We start from the raw sequence: 15,150 nt of genomic DNA, 5'->3' as shown, positions 1-15,150 counted from the left end.
TCAACTGAATATCGAAGCACTCGTCAGAACGATTTTCAGTCATTCCCATGGTAGATATTGGTCATAATCGAAATTACCGGTCCCCTTCCCAAACCCTTGAATATTGTACTGGTCTGGTGGGTCCTCACCCATATTCAGATAAATGTCCCTAATTTGGCATATGAGGTTATGGATCATGAACCCTCGGAAATCCTCAGGATAGACGAAATCATCAACATCAGGAGGTTGTTTGAATGGTGGAATCATTGGCGTTATTTGTGTCAAATTATCCGAACAACTTGCAAATGTTCCTGTCGTATAATTCATCTCTGCATTCTCATTTGAGTAGTAAATACAGAAATCAGAAAGAACATTCACAACTTTGTTCGACTCATCAATACAAAATCCTTTCATAATCAGCGAGACCTGGGGCTCACCAGGAAATTCGACTGAGTATTTAGTAATGTCGTACTCTTCCTTGGTTTTTTCCGGATTGATGAGTGCGTGGTAATACTCACGGAACGCTTCATCAAACTCCTCCGCTGGCATGTTCTCGAGAGCGTCAATCCCCCGTCGTAGTTGTCGAGGGTCCCAGCCGTCCCGAAGGATCTCATATTCCGTCTGAGTATGGGCTTCGAACCTAGCTCGAGCTGCAACTTGATTCATGAGACGTTCCTGTTCTTTGGTTCGCTTCGATGCGTCGAGCGGATACGATTCTTGGGCGTGGAGATCTTTAGAATCCTCGTCCTCAACGTCAATCTCAACGAGATGTTGATTTCCACGTGGATCGATAACTTTTACACCAATAATGCCATCTTCGGTGCCGATGATTTCTGCCTTCATAAATCTACTTTGCTTGTTCGTTGAAGGGAACAATTTTAGAATCGTTGACCCCTAACCCGTCGACCCGATACTTCTCTGGAGGCTGACGCCCTTGCATGTAGTGGAGGTCTCTTATTCTACATTTAAGCTGGTGGACAATAAGGTCCCGAAACCGCTTATCAAGGGCAAAGATCTCCTCGAGCGGCGGGATTGTAACATAAGCGTCGGGATCGCGCTCGAAAGAAAACTCAGTATGAGTGAGGTTATCGTTTTCGTGATAGAACGTTACTGGATCAGATTGTCTAACAAGTTCATCACGACCATCGTTCAGGAAGAGGAACAGTGCAGTATAGGCAACGTTTTCGACGGGTGGATCCTGAATTGCTTCGTAAAAGTCCTCGAAGTGTTCCATAATCTGTGGAACATCGAACGATTCGAGTACGCCGATGGTGTCTTCAATGACGGTCCAGTCGAGGATGGGGAGGAGAAGATCGGCTTCAGTCTGGCGATGAGCCTCGTTTCGTGCCCGAAACTGCACCCGTTTGAGGATTCGGGCAGGTTCTGGATCAGTTTGGGTTGCTTCTGTGAATCGTTCGTGTACGTGACCAATGAGTTCCCCATCCCGGTCGAATAACACGTGGTTCGTGTACTTTTCATTCATCCGATGAATACTACAATTAGTATCACCGATCAAAGTTCCCGTGGGGCTTTCCGAAGCCGTCGATATCGTACTGCTTCGGCGGACGCTCACCCATATTGCGATAAACGTCTCTAATTTGGCAGATGAGATTATTGATCATCAGGCCTCTGAAGTCCTCTGGATAGACGAAGTCTTCTGGTGCGTCTTTGAACGGCGGGAGCATCGACGGGATTTCAGTAGTACCACTGGGACAGTCGGGATCCGGACCAGCCGTATAATTTTTGTCGGCCTGTTCGCTCGAGTAGAAGACGAACAGGGGTAAATCGTTCACAATCTCATTTTGATCGTCGATACAGAAGCTCTTGATCACGAGTGCGATCCGGGGGTTCCCCTCGACTTCGGCAGTGTCTGGACCGATATCATACTCGTCTTTGAGGCGCGTCGGATCGTGCAACGCCGTGTAATACTCGTAGAAGAGATCGTCGAATTCGTCGTCTGAAATACGCTTGAGGGCGTCGATGCCCCGGCGTAACTGGGTCGGGTCCCACCCCGAACGGAGGATGTCGTACTCCGTTTGTGTGTGGGCCTCGAATCGGGCGCGAGCAAGCACTTGGTCCATAATCCGTTGTACGTCCTCAGTTTGATCAGACGCCTCTAGAGGATACGCCTCCTGGGCATGAAGATCAATCGTGTCTTGCTCATCAAAATCTATTTCAACCAGATGAGTGTTTCCACGTGGGTCAACTACTCTGACACCAACGATACCATCCTCAATTCCGATGATTTCTGCTTGCATGGTTCTATTGTGCTTGACTTCCGAATGGGACGAGTTCGGTATCGTGAATACCAACCTTGTCGGCCTAGTACTATTCAGAAAGTCGGCCACCCTATCTGTAGTAGAAATATAGAATTTGCCATTTAAGTTGGTGGACGATACTGTGTCAGTCAGTAGTTGTATTCCTCGTAGTCGAAATTCCCGGTTCCTTTGCCGAACCCGTCGATGTCGTATGCCGCAGGCGGATCTTCCCCCATATTCCAATAGACATCTCGAATCTGGCATATCAGATTGTGTATCATGAACCCACGGAAGTCCTCCGGATAGATGAAATCGTCGGGGAGTTTGAATGGTGGGAGCATCGGAGTGATCTGTGTCGTGTCGTCCGAGCAGCTTGCAGGTGTCCCGGTAGTATAGTTCTTCTCTGCGTGCTCGTTTGAGTAGTAAACGTACATGTCGGGCAGGATGCTCACGACCTCGTTGTCGTCATTGATACAGAATCCCTTCATGATCAACACGACCTCTGGCTCACCGGGGAACTCGACCGTCCCTTCGGTAATGCCGTACTCGTCTTTGGTACGCTCAGGATTGATGAGTGCATGGTAGTATTCCCGGAAGGCCTCGTCGAACTCGTTGAGCGACATATTCTCGAGAGCGTCGATTCCACGTCGAAGTTGGGCTGGATCCCATCCAGAGTGAAGGATGTCGTACTCCGTATTTCTATGCGCCTCAAATCGTGCCCGAGCCCGGACTTGGTTCATAATCTGTTCCTCTCGATCCGTTCGTTCGGACTCGTTATATGGGTACGATTCTTGCGCATGCAAGTCCTCCTTTTTTTCGTCATCGACATCAATTTCGACTAAATGTGGGTTTCCGCGGGGATCAATGACTTTCACCCCGACAATACTATCTCTAATTCCAATAATTTTAGTCTTCATTGCGTTATATTGATTGGCATTTAAATGGTGTGATTCCAGTGTCGTGAATACCGACCCCGTCAACCTGATACTGTTCAGGAGGCTGACCACCCTGTCTGTAGTAGAGATCTCGAATCTGGCACTTGAGCTGGTGGAGGATAAGATCCCGGAAGGTGTGATCACAGGCGAATGGCCGTTTGAGGGTTGAAATTGTCACGTACACGTCGGGCTCACGCTCGAGGCTAACCGGTGTGTGAACAAGATCCTGATCCTCGAAATAGAACGTCACGGGATCGGACTGATCAATCAGTTCCTCGTTTGCGTCATCCAGATGGAGGTACAAGGCGGTGAATTCCACGTTATCAACGGGAGGATCTCGAATTGCTTCGAGAAAGTCCATGAAGTGACCCATGATGGCTGACAGGTCTAGATGCTCGAGGACATCGATGGCTTCTTCGAGAACGACCCAGTCAAAGATGGGGCTGAGAAGTTTTGCGTCAGTCTCGTGATGCCCGACGTTGCGTGCGCGGAATCGAACGCGATCAAGGATTTTCGCAGGTTCAGGATCAGTTTGGACCTCCTCTGCAAATCGGTCTTGAACGTGACCGATGAATTCACCATCCCAGTCGAACAACAGGTGATGGGTATAATCCCGGTGATCGATCACCTGGATAGCTACCCCTGGGCTATCCAGCCCGACAACATCTGCTTCCATTCGGGACGGTGGTACGTTACCCATGATAATGTTCCTCCAATAGGCCCTCCTCATCTAATACGTGTAAGAGCGCATGGACCAGTTCGTCATACTCTTGCGAGGAATCAAGCTCGCTCGCTCGCTCCCTACGTATTCCTTTGACGCGTTTGGCGAGGCGGTCTTCGAGGGCGTCACCAACTGCTGTGAGTTGCCCTCTCGTCCCAGACTCTTCCAGACCGAGCTTTGTCAAAACCGTAGCAACACCTTTCAATCCCCCTTTAGTCAGGCCAGTGGTTACACTTGCGGACAGATCGATGGAATTCGATTCAATCGCGTCTGCACTGGCTTTGCTTCCAGTTGATGTCGTTCCCGTCACGCCGGCACTGGACGCACCCGTTTTGGCGTAGTCTGTCACACTGATGTCGTCAATTGTGTCTGGATCGACTGACGCCATCGTGCCCACTAATACACGTGACATAAGGCCCGTCTGTTGTAACGTTTTGAGGTACTCTTCTCTTTGATCCTGCCTCATCTCAACCCATCCCTCACTAGTTATCATACTGAGTTCTTCGAGATTTTCTTCGATCTGTTCGCGATTCAGCAGAGACGCCTCGTTGTTCAACCTATCGATGTGTTCTGCCTGCATTTCCTCTCCGAACTCGGAATCGTCAAACGATGTTTCGTTGGCTTCTAGTCCGTGTTCTTCTTCCTTGCCTCGAGTATAACTCACACCATCTTCTGTGATCGATCTGAACGTGTCATTGATAAGTTCAATCTTGTTATACTCATCGTAGTCCTTCGGCAGGCGCTTGTCCACCTGGTACTCCACTTGCGCTCGGATCGGTCCGGAGAACACACCGGCTGCCGTCGAAACGAATGGTTGGCCCGTCGAAATGTCTACTATCGCCCCGGCAGTCGCGTTCTCCATCGAGGCGGCCAGGTACTCACCACCGGAGAGGCCCTGCCAGTGACGCTCGATCGCTTCACCGAACTGGGCGGCAATCTCATCGGACTCGTTCATGAACAGCGCCAGTGTTCGCTGCTCGCGCTCGCTGAGGTTCTCGATTCCCTCGCGGTCATTGAACAGGAGTGAGTTCTGGATCTCTTCCCAGGTCCAGTGGGCCGACCCTTCACCGCCGTATCGTTCGTTGTTCCGGACCGCTTCCCTCGTCAGCTCAGGAAACGTCGCGTTGTCGAACGTTCGCTCGTAGGCCCGCGTAAACGCTGGATGGCCGTTTTCATACCCCTCACGCAGCGCCTCCGGCAGCTTTTCGAGGACCTCCTCCGGCAGGCCGTCCTCGAACTCCTCGGGCAGGTCCTCCTCGAGTTCGTCGTCGAGGACCTCGAGGAGTTCGTGTTTGTGCATCCGCTGGACGGACAGGGCTGCTTGGCTCGGCGTGAGCGACCCCACGCCAGCATCCGATCGGAGCGCCTCACTGGCAAACTCGTCCGCCTCACGCTCGTACGCACTCGAGGAATCTCGCACCTCGAGTTGGTTGTCGGCTGGCAACCGAGTGACGCGCCCGTCTGTCTGCTGGCGAGTATGCACCAGTTCGTGGGCAAGCAGGTACTTGCCTGTGGCGCTGTCCGGATCGAACTCGCCGTGATTGAACACGACGTGCGAGCCCACGGTGAACGCTCGAGCGTCGACCGACTCGCAGGCTCTCGCCGCTTCCGGGCCGGTATGAATCGTGACGTCGTCGAAACGGTCACCCAGACGCTCGGCCAAGTCCGACTGGACCGCCGTATCCAGCGACTGGCCAGGTGTGGAGAGAACTCGGCGAACAGGGTCGGGAACGGCTGTCTCTCCAGACTGGTCATCATCCAGGTGAGTGTATCTGTTTCGGTGTTTTGACAGCTCGTTCTGCCGTTCGATATCAGTTGGGACTGCTTCAGGAGACTGCGCTTGCCGCGTTCGGAACGCAGCCATCTTCTCAGAATCACCCATTATCTCGACTGGCATCCCTTCGTCGGCCCACTGTTCGACTGTCTCACGACCTTCGGTGTTTACTACCTGCTCGAGCGTTCGCCTGAGAGACACTGTGGGTACCGAGTGGCCGAGTACCGCTTCGCAGTCGTCGGCTGAGAGCCAGATTCGGCCGGCGTACTCGCTATCGGTCTCGGCACCAGACCGGCTTCGCCGAGCAGCAGATGACTGTGAGTCGGTTGTAGTGCGGGTGGCGTTGCGGTTGGATCGACGAGCCGTTGTCGACGGCTTCGACGATGGAGACGCTGATGAGCGAGATGATGAATTTCCTGAATCAGAGTTGGATTTCCGAGGGCGGCGAAATCCCATCTATTACAGACACATGCAGAGAGGAATTATGTAGCTTACCATTGGCAAGCAGATGGGATTTATACGGTTTACTGTAACGATTTACCGGCGCACCCGCCGACCGGGTCGTGGGTGCGCCGGAAATGACTTCCAGTAAACCGTATGAGTGGTTCCCGACCCCGTCATCAATATTTCAGCTCGGTACAAGAAAAAGGAGCAGGGTTGCTGGTATATTCTGGGGATTATACACGAAGCGATGATGGACCGACGCGGAAGGCGGTCTCCCCATCCGTTCTAGCTTAGCGACTAACTGAGACGGTGATCACGCCGAAAATGCGTCGAGTCTCACCGCAATCATACCGAGATAGCTGCTGCTCAAGCAAACCAGCCGGTTCTTGGTCATGTCTCCCGTCGAAGGCGGCGCACTCGCAGTCGTGAGTGCGCCGCCGTTCCAGAGCCGTCGCTGACCAGCCTGGGCGATCCAGCCCGTCTCGTCAGGCGAGTTCGTTACCAGAACTCGCCTGACTCCACCTGTTCACGTAACCTCGGACGGTGTGGATTTGGATCTCGTGACGACCACAGCAACAACGAATCGAGATCCGGTAGCTCGTACCCCAGATCCAACATCAGGTACAACTGGATCAGATGAGCGTGGCGTTCGACAGCGTGTGAACATCGTCGTCGAGGAAGCCGCGTCGACGACGCCGCGGCGTCGTCGGCGCAGTCTCGCTGCTTTGCGTCCAGTTTCTGGAGTTCGTCGACGATAACCCGGCTCATCAGCAGCGAGAGTGCTGCCATGATGATCAGCGCCTCGATGATGTAGGCGTCGGTCGTGTTGATCTCGTCCAGACCGAACCGTGATTTGAGTTCTTTGAACAGCAGTTCGATCTCCCAGCGCGCCCGATAGAGCTGTGCGATATCGGGCGCGCGGTAGTCGTCTCTCTCCAGATTCGTCAGGTACAGATGATACTCGCCGCTGTCATCGTTGCGAACGCCGACTAATCGGAAGGTTCGGGTCGCGCTGGCGCCCGACCCTCGTTTGCGGTCGAACGAGAGCGTGATCTGTACGTCAATTTCCTGTCGCTTCAGGTCGTCGAGGACGGCCTGCAGCGACTGGCCTTCTAGCGGAATGCTGTTCCCTCGCCACGTCCGGAGTTCTTCGACGATTTCGAAGTCTGCGTTTTCTTTGACGCGAGAGACGAACCAGCCATCATTGGCGTCAATGCGGTCGAACAGCCAGAAATCGTAGTAGCCGAGATCGAACAGAATGAGGGCGCCAGCTACCCACTCGCCGGTGGGTAGCTGGCTCCGTTCATGGGTGCTCGCGTCGGTCGTCCGAAATCGCGTTGGAAGTCCCGTTGAGAGCGATTCGGTGAGATGGAGTTTCGCCCCGGCTCGGTCATCATCGAGTGCGTAGACATCTTTGGCGTCTTGGTAGAGCGAGATGATCGTCGCGTCGACGATGAGGACGTCTCGAAATCGTTCGAGACGTCCGCTCAGCTCGGTTTGGCCGGTGTCGAGATTCTCGATGGCCTCATCGAGAATCTCTCGAAGGAGTGCGACGAACCCTGGTTTGAACCAGCCGTGAAACGTCGCATACGAGAGTTCGTCGCAGTCAGCCATCTCGACGTAGCGTTCGAGAAACGCCTGAATGGATCGATCAGAACCAGCGGCAAAGCCGAGGGAGAGCGTGTAAAACAACGCGACGACGTCGAGTTTCCGCTCTCGCTGGATAAGATTCGTTGCGCGAGCACGCTCGCGCAACTCATCGGATGGAAACGCTCTTTGAATTCGGTTCACAACTACTGAATCCGGTGGTTTGTACACACTTCCCACCGGATTCTCACATTCCTAGTTACTGACGATTCTAGCTTGGCGTCTCTGGATACCCCGACCTGTTAAACTAGAACGGATGGCGGTCTCCCTCCCGAGGCGCGAGTGGGAACGCGAAGATGAGGCCGATGACGGCACGGACGTGACGATTCGCCAGGAACTCATCGAAGACTTCGAGGACATCGGCGATACAACACCGCTCTCGGCGGATCGTGACGCCGACTCGCCGTTGAGCAATCTTCTCGATGAAGTAGCGGACGAGGAGGAGATCGACGAGCCGGCACGAGTCGAAGCGCCGACGGTACCCTTCGAAACGAACCTGCCGTGGGTAGACGTCGATCCCGCTGACGAACGGGAGATGAAGCACCAGATCGGGCGGGTACTGGTCCGGTATGAGCGCCGCTGGGATATCGAAAACGGGTTCAAGAAGCTGAAGACGTTCCTCGCAGAGACACAGTCGCACGACCACCGGTTCCGGTACGTCAATTTCGCGTTCGCCTGTGTCCTATACAACTGCTGGCGGCTGGTGGATATCCTCGTCCAACTCGAACTAGATGGCGAAGTGGGGAACATCAGGGGCCGTGATTCTGTATTGCACCATGTGGTTTATTCACCTGTGGAGGTCGTCTGGAGTTGCGTTGAGTACCACCTCGTCCAACCCGTCTCGCCGTCAGGACGTTTTTACGTCCCCGACGGGTAGACCCCCCATGGTGCGGAACGTCGCCGGATTACTGCCGGAACTCGACGACGAGGACTTCTACCTCCTGTCGGGCGTCGAACAGGGGATGCGGTTCTCGGAGTGGGTCCAGCGCGAGAAACTCCCGAAGTTCACCGGCCTCACCGAAGAGGAGGTCGACTACCGCCTCGAGCGGTGTCTGAAACGCGGGTTGATCGAGAAAAAGACCATCCAGTACGAGGGGTATACCCTCCAGTTCGAGGGGTACGACCTGCTCGCGCTGCGAGCGCTGGTCCAGCGCGACACGATCAGCGAATTCGGCTCGCCGCTGGGCGTCGGGAAAGAGAGCGACGTCTACGAGGTTCGCTCCTACAAGCCCATCGCGCTGAAGTACCACCGCGAGGGATATACGAACTTCCGGGAGGTCCACAAAGAACGTGATTACACGGCCGACCGGGACCACGTCTCCTGGATGTACACCGCCCGAAAGGCCGCCGAACGCGAACACGACATCCTCGAGACGCTGTACCCCGAGGTATCGGTCCCTCGCCCGATCGACCAGAACCGCCACGCCATCGTCATGGAGAAGATGGACGGTGTCGAGCTCTCGCGGGCGAAGTTCGAAGACCAGCAGGTCCGGGGCGTCCTCGAGCTCTTGCTCTCGGAACTCGCGCGGGCGTACGAACTCGGGTATGTCCACGCGGACATGAGTGAGTACAACGTCTTCGTCGACGAGGGTGGGGTCACGATCTTCGACTGGCCCCAGGCAGTCCCGACCGACCACGAGAACGCTGGGGAGTTCTTGCGTCGTGACGTGCGAAACATCGTGGGCTACTTCACACGCAAATACCCCCGCGTCGAAACCGACGACCTGGAAACAGAGACCGTCGCTGGGGCGATCGAAGACGAACAGTTCGAAACCCTCGCGACACTCGAATAGGTCGCCTAACACGTTCTGGCCCGTGGACCCAGCGGCCGGTCCGCTGGTCCAGTGATCGCGTTCCGCCGGCGAATTCTCGGTTGTCGCGCTTCGATACCCGACGGAATCATCACCTGCAGTGCGTGGCAGAGCAAAAATAAACGATATGTGGCGATATAGAATTCGGAGCGGTGGGCTCTCGACAGTGGAACGAGCGACTGACAGCCGCCGTTCATCGCGCTCGATCGTCTCGCGCCAGTCGAGAAAGCAGCCGGTCGACCGGCCGTGGACTACGCTTCGACCGCCGACTCGAGGAACTCGACGATCAACTCCCCCGCTCGTCTGGCACCGATGACGTTCCGTGCGAACGGGCCGAGAACGTGCTGTGCGGCGACGCCCGAGACCGCGATTGGCGATGGCGTTCCGTCCTGACGTATCCACCGGAGCGTATCATCGTCGAGAACAGGAGCTCCGCGATAGCCCGTTTGTAGCGTCGATGCTCGGCGCAAGTGACGAAACAGCTCGCCGTCGTACGGAGATCCGAACCCCGTGGCACAGACCAGTTTGTCCAGACAGAGCGTGGTGTCGTCGCGACAGGTGACGACGACCGTTCCACCGGCTTCGGTCGCGGTTTCGATCTCGGATCGTTCGAGTTGGATCCGTTCACGTTCGAGCCCTCGCTGCAGTCGCCGAAACACGTACGGTGGCACGGTGCCGTCGTATCGAGCCTCGGTGATTACTTCTTCGCGAGCACGCGATGCCGGCGGGTGGGCGTGAAGGTTCTCCGTAACACCCGAGAAATGCATCCAGTCGGTACTCGCCTCGAGGGTCTCCACGCGAAACGGACTTCTGGCGAATAGAACGACGTCCCGTCCAGGAAATCGAGCGAGTGTCGTCGCAAGCTGTACAGCGGTGATACCACCACCGACGATGCCGATAGAGGCCGTCTCACCGATCGCGTCGGGATCGAACGACGGCTCCCAGACGTGAGCCACCGGCTCTGTCGAGGCCAGTTCTGTCGCCCATTCCGGGTAAGTAAACGACCCGCCGTGTCCGATCGCGAGCAGACACCAGCGGGTGGAAAAGCAACCTTGCGTCGTTTCGATTTCGACGGAGTGGCGGTGATCGACGATATCGGTGACTCGAGCATCGACGTGGATCGACTCCAGGGAGAGTCGATCGCAGATCCACTCCGCGTGATCGAAGAACAGCGACGCCGTCGGTCGTTCTGCGCCGATCCTCGTCGAACGGAGTTCGTCCTCGCGCCCCCGTGCCTGAGCGAAATCCCTGAGCGAAAACGGATCGGTGCCAACGTGATGGACGAACGGTGATCTGAACTCGTTCATTCCACACTGCCGACATTTCTGGCGGAACGACTCGAGGAGCCCAGATGGGTCGACGATACGTAATTCGGCGGGTTCGAGGAGCTCTGCCTGCAGGAGTCGAACCGCCAGGTGAACGCCGTGGACACCGCCGCCGACGATCGTGACGAGGGCGTCAGAATCCGCCTTCATCATCGGTGTCGACCAATCTATCGACGAGAGAGCGGCGTCTGGCCCGGGACGACGCAAGTGCCGCCCACTCCCCTCGATCGTTGCCGTGCCAGCACGAGACCGTCGTGGCACGGAACCAGTGGTCTTCGGCGATCTGCTCACCCGTTCGATCGGCCAGCCGAGTCGGAAAGACGGTGTGGGTCGCTTTCCCATCCACGCCCGGGTCACGGAGGAACGAGATACGACGTGTTCCGGACCGATATCCGTCCTCGAGTGGCACAACTTCAACTGGCATCGTCGACACAGTGATGCCACCAATCCACCAGAACATAATCAAGATTATTATCTCCACCCCCTATCTTAACAACTGGTGCCGATGTGGAATGGCAGTGAACGATCAGACCGACGCGTGGATCCGCGCCGCTGGCGACAGTGTTCAGCTCCTCGCGGAGTGTCGGTGAGCGAGTCCGAGCGAGGCTCGTCGGTGACGGTATTCACCGAGGTGACTATCGTTCCAGCCGAATGGGCCACACACCGTTCGCTCGAGGTGCAGTACTCACTCTCCGTTCGTTTCCGAACCACACGGCTGTCGTGCTCGGGAGAGTGCTGACGGTCGGTGAGAGCGAGAGTTCCCACCCGTCTCGTTCGGAGCCGCAGGAGCTTGAAGACCGATACAGCCCCGAGAGGAGTGTCACAGTGGCGCATACAGATGGCCTTCGAAGGGCTTTTACTCGAGACCTGGGTACTGCAGTGTAGACTCGCTGGGTCGCGGGCGCCAGCGGGCACCTGTTCGGGTTCGGCACGAGCCGCCACAGGTCGGGATGTGATCCCAGAGTGGGATTGAACCACGAAACGCCCGCGGGAGATAGCTATGGCAAAGAGCTTCTACTCACACATCAAGGATGCCTGGAAGAACCCAGGCGACGGCAAGCTCGCGGAACTGCAGTGGCAGCGCAAACAGGAGTGGCGCAAACAGGGTGCCATCGAGCGCATCGATCGTCCGACGCGCCTCGACAAGGCCCGTGAACTCGGCTACAAGGCCAAACAGGGCATCGTCGTCGCTCGCGTCGCCGTTCGAAAAGGGACGGCGCGCAAAGAGCGGTTCACGGCCGGTCGCCGAACCAAGCGTCAGGGCGTCAACCGCATCGGTCGACGCAAGAACATCCAGCGCATCGGCGAAGAGCGCGTCGCCCGCAAGTACCCGAACCTCGAGGTGCTCAACAGCTACTGGGTCGGTGAAGACGGTAGCCAGAAGTGGTTCGAAGTGATCCTCGTGGATCCGAACCACCCGGCGATCCAGAACGACGACGACCTGAACTGGATCTGTGACGACGCCCAGACCAACCGCGCGTTCCGCGGCCTGACCAACGCCGGGAAGGACAACCGTGGCCTGCGCACCCGCGGCAAAGGCGCAGAAAAGGTCCGTCCGTCGAACAACGGCGGCAAAGGCGGCGCGAAGTAACGGTCCAGCACTCGCTCGAGCGATCACGCGGACACTTTTCAGCGACTCGCGATTTGGCGTGGACTTAACTCCCGGAGTGCCGTAGCCGAGTCTATGACATCACACGTACTCGTCCCGGTCGACGATTCAGAGCAGTCTACCAAAGCCATCGAGTTCGCCTGCCGGGAGTATCCCGAGGCACAGATCACGGCGTTGCACGTGGTCGATCCGGGGGACTTCTACGGCGCAACAGGGATCGAGGGCGGCACGATGGCCAACTACGACCAGATCAGAAAACACCACGAAGACCTCGCCGAGCAGGTGCTCGAGGACGCAACCGAGACGGCGGCAACGATGGACTGTGACCTCGAGACCGAACAGGTGATCGGGAGCGTCTCACGGTCGATCGTCGACTACGCCGCAGACCACGACGTCGACCACGTTGCGATCGGGAGTCACGGCCGAACTGGCGCGAGTCGAATTCTCCTCGGAAGCGTCGCGGAAACGGTCGCCCGTCGGTCGCCGGTGCCGGTGACGATCGTTCGATAACGCCGGAATCGGTCGGCTGTCCCTTCTCAGGAGCCTCTCGAGCACCGCTGAGAGTCGTATCTCCAGTCGGTCGTTGGTCGGCAGAGAGCAACCGCTGTGGCTCTCACCGTCGACAGTGACCGTATCGAAAACAGCAGTTCCCGTCAGGCCTCGATCGTCTTGCGCTCGCGTTCGTCCTCGCTCGAGCGCATGTCGAGGTCGGCCTGGAGGGCCTCGATGGCCTCTTCGGGGTCGGTCTCGGAGTCGAAGACCCGGTCGAAACCGAGGTTACGGAAGAAACGTCGGGTCTCCTCGAAGTCGTCCTGGCCGACCGCGAGGTTCCCACCGATGTAGGTGGTGACGTCCTCGAGCCCCTCCTCGAGGAGGAGTTCGTGGAAGCCCTCACAGTCCTGTTTTGCGTGGCCGTAGAGTGACGAGACGAGTACTGCCTCGGCGTCGTGGTCGATCGCGGCGTCGGCGAAATCCTGCTGGGAGGTCTGGACCCCGAGGTTGACGACGTCGAATCCGGCTGCCTCGAACGCGCGTTCCAGGATCGTGATCCCGACGACGTGGGCGTCGGATCCGATCACGCCGAGGATGACTGTCTTCGTCATGGCGTATCCCAACGGAACAGGGCGACCACCATAAACCTAATGATTAATAATTTGCTACCCAGTACCACGATTTTCGACGGCAGGCGGTGCGTCTCGATTGGAACAACAGCGATCGGATTGGAGGTTCAAGTGTAACAACGCGGCCACAGCAGCGGAGAACGGACGATCGTTTGAAAACTGGAACGGTCTGCAGAAGATCGTCAATGATCGTTCGTTCTGAACCGGATGTCGTCGATCGTCGAAAATGTCGGAGGCAAGCCCACCGCCGATTCAGATCGTGACGAGCGCACCGACCGGCGCGTTGGTCCGATCGCGTGCGCGTTCGATGCCGTCGTCGCCGGCCGAAATGAGCGCGAAGACGCCGCCGACCTCGGCGTCGGCAGCCTCGACGATGTCGAGGAGGAGTTCCTGGGTCTCGCCCGACCGGATCAGGTCGTCGACGACGAGCACCGTCGAGCCGGGGTCGATCGCAGACGTCGGCAGGTAGTAGGTGAGCTGAATGCCCGACTCGAGGCGCTCACGGGCTTCGATGAACTCCTCGACGGCGGTCTCCTTGCGTTTTTTCGCGAAGACACAGCGGGTACCGTAGTAGCTCGCGAGCGCGGCGGCGACGGTGATCCCGTCGGTCGCCGCGGTCAACACCACGTCGGGACGCTCGAAGTCGAAAGCGTTCGCGACGACGGGTGCGGCGAGGTCGAGCAGCGGCTGGTCGAAGACGGTGCCCGTCGTGTCGACGTAGCCCTCCTCGTCGACCCGGATGCGCGCCTCGAGTTCGTCGGTCAGGGCCGATCGACCGAGGTCCTCGACGATTTCCCGGGCGCGGTCGGTACCGGGGAGAACGTGCCCGTTGACGTAGCGGTTGAGGTCGCCGGCGGGGAGGCCGGTCTCGGCGGCGAGTTCGTCGTAGGTCCGGGTCTCCTTGCGCATCCGCAAGACGTCGACGGCACGTAGCTGAAGGGCAGCCTTCTCCGCGCGGTTCATACTGGTATCCACGATTCCACAAGCATGGATATTTCGATCGGTTCCATGTGATCGGTGAGCACGATCGTGCGGGGTGGTTCGAGGGCGATCGGACGGTGTCACGGTCATCCCCACGGTCGTGCGCGTTTGCAGGCACGGACACTTTCGCCGTACAGCGTGGAGATCGACCGATGTCAATCGACCGTCCAACCGCCGAAGAACTCCGACAGGGAGTCACCGTAGAGATCGTTCAGGGAGATCAGGACGTTGAATCGACGGATCAGGAGCCTCTCGTCGGCGAAGTCGCGACGGTGTACGAAGACGATCCAGACGGTCCGCGAGTCGAACGCAAATCTGGCGTCGTCGGACACGTCCAGTCGATCGTCACCGACCGATAACGGGAGTCGAGAAACCGTTTCGATATCGTGTCAGGGGTATCCACAATACAGGCGCTGTGTGGTGACACGAGAGTCGCTGATTTCCGCCGAGCGATTTTAACTGGAATTAGGCGCTAAGTCCCCTTCCTCAAGGAGCAACGCAGGGAGCGAAGCGACTGAGTAGCGCAGTAGGGAGTGGATTCAGCA

The 15,150-nt window shown here is 57.1% G+C and carries 14 protein-coding genes and 1 pseudogene; 5 read left to right on the top strand and 10 right to left on the bottom strand.

From position 1 onward, the window contains the following. Window positions 1-39: 39 nt before the first annotated feature. The 7 genes from B1756_RS13810 to B1756_RS13780 form a co-directional block, all read right to left on the bottom strand. Window positions 40-822 (bottom strand): DUF7958 family protein, encoded by a 783-nt coding sequence (locus B1756_RS13810; protein WP_086889074.1) that lies wholly within the window; start codon window positions 820-822, stop codon window positions 40-42. 4 nt (window positions 823-826) lie between these two features. Continuing rightward, a complete protein-coding gene (locus B1756_RS13805; protein ID WP_086889073.1) occupies window positions 827-1,462 on the bottom strand; it encodes a DUF7958 family protein in 636 nt (211 codons plus the stop codon). A 22-nt stretch (window positions 1,463-1,484) separates the two neighbouring features. Next, window positions 1,485-2,237 carry a DUF7958 family protein gene (locus B1756_RS13800; RefSeq protein ID WP_186336463.1) on the bottom strand — a complete coding sequence of 251 codons (753 nt, stop codon included), beginning with the start codon at window positions 2,235-2,237 and terminating at the stop codon, window positions 1,485-1,487. 149 nt (window positions 2,238-2,386) lie between these two features. Further along, window positions 2,387-3,154, bottom strand: coding sequence for a DUF7958 family protein (locus B1756_RS13795; RefSeq protein ID WP_086889072.1), 768 nt, complete (start codon window positions 3,152-3,154; stop codon window positions 2,387-2,389). A gap of 4 nt (window positions 3,155-3,158) precedes the next feature. Then, entirely contained in the window at window positions 3,159-3,848 is a 690-nt protein-coding gene (locus B1756_RS13790) for a DUF7958 family protein (RefSeq protein WP_086889071.1), read from the bottom strand. Window positions 3,849-3,864: 16 nt separating this feature from the next. Further along, window positions 3,865-5,868, bottom strand: coding sequence for an eCIS core domain-containing protein (locus B1756_RS13785; RefSeq protein WP_228434376.1), 2,004 nt, complete (start codon window positions 5,866-5,868; stop codon window positions 3,865-3,867). A 741-nt stretch (window positions 5,869-6,609) separates the two neighbouring features. After that, window positions 6,610-7,938, bottom strand: coding sequence for an IS4 family transposase (locus B1756_RS13780; RefSeq protein WP_086887708.1), 1,329 nt, complete (start codon window positions 7,936-7,938; stop codon window positions 6,610-6,612). Window positions 7,939-8,011: 73 nt separating this feature from the next. Here B1756_RS13780 and B1756_RS19090 point away from each other — a divergent pair. Together B1756_RS19090 and B1756_RS13765 are read left to right on the top strand one after the other, a co-directional pair. Further along, window positions 8,012-8,506, top strand: a pseudogene (locus tag B1756_RS19090) (ISNCY family transposase); the annotation flags it as partial. A 136-nt stretch (window positions 8,507-8,642) separates the two neighbouring features. Further along, the gene (locus B1756_RS13765; protein ID WP_086889067.1) at window positions 8,643-9,551 is read left to right on the top strand and encodes a serine/threonine-protein kinase RIO2; all 909 of its coding nucleotides are present in this window, start codon (window positions 8,643-8,645) and stop codon (window positions 9,549-9,551) included. Between the two features lie 269 nt (window positions 9,552-9,820). On the opposite strand, the gene B1756_RS13760 is transcribed toward B1756_RS13765, so the two are convergent. Further along, window positions 9,821-11,044, bottom strand: coding sequence for an FAD/NAD(P)-binding protein (locus B1756_RS13760; RefSeq protein WP_228434375.1), 1,224 nt, complete (start codon window positions 11,042-11,044; stop codon window positions 9,821-9,823). 850 nt (window positions 11,045-11,894) lie between these two features. Here B1756_RS13760 and B1756_RS13750 point away from each other — a divergent pair. Both B1756_RS13750 and B1756_RS13745 read left to right on the top strand, forming a co-directional pair. Then, window positions 11,895-12,485 carry a 50S ribosomal protein L15e gene (locus tag B1756_RS13750; protein WP_086889064.1) on the top strand — a complete coding sequence of 197 codons (591 nt, stop codon included), beginning with the start codon at window positions 11,895-11,897 and terminating at the stop codon, window positions 12,483-12,485. A 93-nt stretch (window positions 12,486-12,578) separates the two neighbouring features. Further along, window positions 12,579-13,013 (top strand): universal stress protein, encoded by a 435-nt coding sequence (locus tag B1756_RS13745; protein WP_086889063.1) that lies wholly within the window; start codon window positions 12,579-12,581, stop codon window positions 13,011-13,013. 143 nt (window positions 13,014-13,156) lie between these two features. Here the strand turns inward: B1756_RS13745 and glmS are convergent, their stop codons facing one another. Further along, the gene (gene glmS / locus B1756_RS13740) at window positions 13,157-13,606 is read right to left on the bottom strand and encodes a methylaspartate mutase subunit S (protein ID WP_086889062.1); all 450 of its coding nucleotides are present in this window, start codon (window positions 13,604-13,606) and stop codon (window positions 13,157-13,159) included. 270 nt (window positions 13,607-13,876) lie between these two features. Then, window positions 13,877-14,587, bottom strand: coding sequence for a phosphoribosyltransferase family protein (locus B1756_RS13735; RefSeq protein WP_086889061.1), 711 nt, complete (start codon window positions 14,585-14,587; stop codon window positions 13,877-13,879). A 170-nt stretch (window positions 14,588-14,757) separates the two neighbouring features. Between B1756_RS13735 and B1756_RS13730 the strand changes: the two genes are divergently transcribed. After that, a complete protein-coding gene (locus tag B1756_RS13730; protein ID WP_086889060.1) occupies window positions 14,758-14,964 on the top strand; it encodes a DUF2196 domain-containing protein in 207 nt (68 codons plus the stop codon). Window positions 14,965-15,150: the final 186 nt, after the last annotated feature.

This window comes from Natrarchaeobaculum aegyptiacum, assembly GCF_002156705.1.
GTDB classification, from domain to species: domain Archaea; phylum Halobacteriota; class Halobacteria; order Halobacteriales; family Natrialbaceae; genus Natrarchaeobaculum; species Natrarchaeobaculum aegyptiacum.
The sequence above is the reverse complement of the archived record's forward strand: the minus strand, read 5'-3'. Positions and strand labels throughout refer to the sequence as shown.

Bases quoted from the DNA above. Each gene is read 5' to 3' on its own strand.
- B1756_RS13765 (WP_086889067.1), top strand. From the start codon at position 8,643: ATGGTGCGGAACGTCGCCGGATTACTGCCGGAACTCGACGACGAGGAC.
- B1756_RS13760 (WP_228434375.1), bottom strand. From the start codon at position 11,044: ATGAAGGCGGATTCTGACGCCCTCGTCACGATCGTCGGCGGCGGTGTC.
- glmS (WP_086889062.1), bottom strand. From the start codon at position 13,606: ATGACGAAGACAGTCATCCTCGGCGTGATCGGATCCGACGCCCACGTC.
- B1756_RS13750 (WP_086889064.1), top strand. From the start codon at position 11,895: ATGGCAAAGAGCTTCTACTCACACATCAAGGATGCCTGGAAGAACCCA.
- B1756_RS13790 (WP_086889071.1), bottom strand. From the start codon at position 3,848: ATGGAAGCAGATGTTGTCGGGCTGGATAGCCCAGGGGTAGCTATCCAG.
- B1756_RS13730 (WP_086889060.1), top strand. From the start codon at position 14,758: ATGTCAATCGACCGTCCAACCGCCGAAGAACTCCGACAGGGAGTCACC.
- B1756_RS13800 (WP_186336463.1), bottom strand. From the start codon at position 2,237: ATGCAAGCAGAAATCATCGGAATTGAGGATGGTATCGTTGGTGTCAGA.
- B1756_RS13745 (WP_086889063.1), top strand. From the start codon at position 12,579: ATGACATCACACGTACTCGTCCCGGTCGACGATTCAGAGCAGTCTACC.
- B1756_RS13795 (WP_086889072.1), bottom strand. From the start codon at position 3,154: ATGAAGACTAAAATTATTGGAATTAGAGATAGTATTGTCGGGGTGAAA.
- B1756_RS13810 (WP_086889074.1), bottom strand. From the start codon at position 822: ATGAAGGCAGAAATCATCGGCACCGAAGATGGCATTATTGGTGTAAAA.
- B1756_RS13805 (WP_086889073.1), bottom strand. From the start codon at position 1,462: ATGAATGAAAAGTACACGAACCACGTGTTATTCGACCGGGATGGGGAA.
- B1756_RS13735 (WP_086889061.1), bottom strand. From the start codon at position 14,587: ATGAACCGCGCGGAGAAGGCTGCCCTTCAGCTACGTGCCGTCGACGTC.